The following is a 1523-nucleotide window of genomic DNA, read 5'->3' as shown; positions in this document are numbered from 1 at the left end:
TGTCCGTCGTCAGAACATTTGGCGCAACTCGCGGTGTAGGTTAGCGGAGTGCGGGCCTCGTCTGGGGGTTGATGTTAAGCGGCGAGCTTGCGGTGTTGCAAGCGCCGATGTTCGATGGTCTGTCGCTTGATCCTTTCACGCTGTTTGATGATGGCTGGTGCCCTGCCGAAGTAGGCGTCGGCGGGCGTCACGTTGTTCAGGCTCTCGTGGTAACGGTGATGGTTGTAGTGTTCGACGAAGGCCTCGATCTGGGCCTCGAGGTCACCGGGCAGGAAGTAGTTTTCGAGCAGGATGCGGTTCTTCAGGGTCTGGTGCCAGCGCTCGATCTTGCCCTGTGTTTGCGGATGCATCGGGGCACCGCGCACGTGGCTCATCTTCTGGGCCTCAATATATTCGGCCAGTTCGCCCGCGATGTAGCTGGGGCCATTATCGCTGAGCAGCCTGGGCTTGTGCAGCACCGTGGCGCTGTCGCAGCCGGAAGCCGCGAGCGCGAGGTCCAACGTGTCGGTCACATCCTCTGCGCGCATGTTGGTGCATAGCTTCCAGGCGATGATGTAGCGCGAGAAGTCGTCGAGCACCGTCGAGAGGTACATCCAGCCCCAGCCGATAATCTTGAAGTAGGTGAAGTCGGTCTGCCACATCTCGTTCACCCGGGTGGTCTTGGTGTGGAACTGGTCGGCAGCCTTGATCACGACATAGGCCGGGCTGGTGATCAGATCATGGGCCTTCAACAGGCGGTAAACCGTGGCTTCGGACACGAAGTAGCGCTTCTCGTCGGTGAAGCGCACGGCCAGCTCGCGGGGTGACAGCTCGCTGTAATCCAGCGCCATCTCGACGATCTGGTCCTGCACTTCGGGCGCGATCCGGTTCCACACCCGGCTCGGGGCCGACGGGCGGTCCTCCAGCGCCTCCGGGCCGCCCGCAACGTAGCGATCGTACCAGCGGTAGAACGTCCGGCGGGCGATGCCGAGCTTGTCCAGCGTGCGCTTGGCGGGCAGATGCGACTGCTCGACGATCCTGATGATCTCGAGCTTTTCCGATGCGGGATACCTCATTCGTCGTCGCCCCCATCCGCGATCATGCTTTTTTTGAGCAGACGGTTCTGGAGCGTCAGGTCGGCAACGCACTCCTTCAGGGCGCGGGTCTCGCGGCGCAGGTCATGGACCTCGCCGCTGGTCGCAGCACGGGCAGTGTCGCCGGCCAACCGGCGCTTGCCGGCTTCCATGAACTCCTTCGACCACGTGTAGTACAGGCTCTGGGCAATGCCTTCCTTGCGGCACAGCTCGGCAATGCTGTCCTCGCCGCGCAGGCCGTCCAGCACGATGCGGATCTTGTCTTCGGCCGAGAAATGCCGACGGGTCTGCCGCCGAATGTCCTTCACTACCCGCTCGGCAGGGGCCTTGGCGGGCGATTTTTTTAAGGAGGGTTGGGGCTTCATCTTCGTTCCTTCGTCACTACGACGAAGCCCCAACCCTCCTTAAATCACAACCTCAAATCTGTGCCATTGGTGCTGACGGGGAACA

General features: G+C 61.8%; 1 protein-coding gene. It reads right to left on the bottom strand.

Translation table 11 applies throughout. The features are described 5' to 3' along the window. Positions 1-74: 74 nt before the first annotated feature. Positions 75-1438 (bottom strand): IS3 family transposase gene (locus tag L8K25_RS22535; RefSeq protein WP_242141261.1). Its coding sequence is split into 2 segments (ribosomal slippage): positions 75-1090 and positions 1090-1438, totalling 1365 coding nucleotides; the frame shifts between segments, so codons are not numbered across the junction. Between the last annotated feature and the right edge of the window lie 85 nt (positions 1439-1523).

Source organism: Sphingomonas sp. TREG-RG-20F-R18-01 (genome assembly GCF_022662475.1).
Classification (GTDB): Bacteria; Pseudomonadota; Alphaproteobacteria; order Sphingomonadales; family Sphingomonadaceae; genus Sphingomonas.
The sequence above is the reverse complement of the archived record's forward strand: the minus strand, read 5'-3'. Positions and strand labels throughout refer to the sequence as shown.